The 1,722-nt window shown below is 67.8% G+C and carries 1 protein-coding gene; it reads right to left on the reverse strand.

The window, feature by feature from the left end:
• The coding region (locus QCM77_RS45745) for a condensation domain-containing protein (RefSeq protein ID WP_280097117.1) at positions 1 to 1,722 on the reverse strand (1,722 nt) is incomplete at both ends.

Raw genomic sequence — 1,722 nt, forward strand, 5'->3', positions numbered from 1 at the left:
GGCGCACCTGCGCCTCGAACAGCTCATGGATGCACTGCTCCGCCGGATAGGGCGCCGCCGTCCGGTTCAACTCCTCCAGCAGATAGGTGCGTTCGTCGGCCGGCAGCATGTCGAGCTCGCGCACCGGCGTGTTGGGGGCATGCTCCAGCGCCTCAGCCACTTGCTCGAGCGCCCGCTGCATGTAGCCGCAGACCCGATCCGCAGCAACGCCCTCCGCCACCTGCGCCGTCAGGCCGAGCGCTTCGCCATAATCCTCCACCGACAGCGTCACGGGATAGTTGGTGCGTTCCTCCCCGCCCAGCCATTCCACCCCCTCTAGCCCATCATTCGGTGCAGAACCGGACATGACCGCTGGCGTGGTGTGACGATAGTTCAACAGCGCGCTGAACAGCGGCGCCGGTGCCGCAACGCTGCTGCAGCGTTGCGCCAAGGCCAGCGAGGCATGCTCATGCGCCAGCAGCTCGGCCAGCCGGGCGTGGGTGGTGCGCACGCTCGCCTCGACCCCGGTGCCGTCGAGATCAAGCCGCAGCGGCAGGGTGTTGATGAACAGGCCCATGGCGCGGTCGGCACCGGCGCCGCCACGCATGCGGCCGAACAGCACCGTGCCGAACACCACCTGCTCGCGGCCGCTGCTGCGCGCCACCACCTGCCCCCAGGCCAGATGGCACAGGCTGGCCAGGCTCACCCCGAGCCGCCGCGCCTGGCTGCGCAGCCGCGCGTTGAGCGCCTGCGGCAGCATCCGATGCGCCTCGCCGACGCCGCTGCCGTCGCCGCGGATCTCGCTCAGCCCAAACGGCGTGGTCGGCTCATCGATGTCGGCCAGCAGCCCCCGGAAGAACTGCTCATGCGCATCCGCACCCACGCCCAATCGCGCCTGGGCCACCAGATTGCGGAACGGCTGCGGGGCTATCAGCTCATGCTCGCGCCCCTCCAGCACGGCCCGGACCTCGGCATGCATCACTTCCAGCGTGGTGTGATCCCCGATCAAATGGTGCTGCAGCTCCAAAAGCAGCCAGCGCGCGCTGCCGGGCTCGCGCGCAATCACAAACCGCAACAGCGGCGCCCGGCCAAGATCGATGCGGTGCTGGCGCGGATCAAACCGATCCTTAAGCTGCTCGTGGCCGGGACCAGAAGACCCGTCCAGCTCAACCTCGGTCACCAGCAGCGGCGCGTTCCGCCACACCACCTGGGCCGGGCTCGACAGGCCCTCCCAGACAAACGATGTCCTTAAGATGTCGTGCCGATCCACCACCCGCTGAACCGCGGCAAGATAGCGATCCAACAGGCCACGGTCGGCAAACGCCATCTGCGACACCAGCAGGTACGGATCGCCATGGCTGGCGAGCAGATGATGGAACAGGATGCCGTCCTGCAGCGCCGACAAGCCATAAATGTCCTGGATGTTGGCGACGTCACCAGGCACCATGGCGACGATCCGATCGATCTCGCCCTGCGTCAGCTCGATCAGCGGCAGCATCTGCGGCGTAATCGCCGTGCTGCTCGCGGTGATCAGGTTGGCCGGGACCGCCACCTCCTGATGAGTGCCCAGGCTTGCGGCCAGATCCGCCAGCACCGGCTTGGCGAACAAGGTCCGCACCTCGATCCCCAGCGACAGCCGCCGCAGACGCTCCATCAACTGCACCGCCAACAGCGAGTGGCCGCCCAGTTCGAAGAAGTTGTCGTGCCGCCCGACCCGCGCCAGACCGAGAAGCTCTGCCCAGA

Origin of the sequence: Bradyrhizobium nivariense, from assembly GCF_029846695.2 — a bacterium.
Taxonomy (GTDB): domain Bacteria; phylum Pseudomonadota; class Alphaproteobacteria; order Rhizobiales; family Xanthobacteraceae; genus Bradyrhizobium.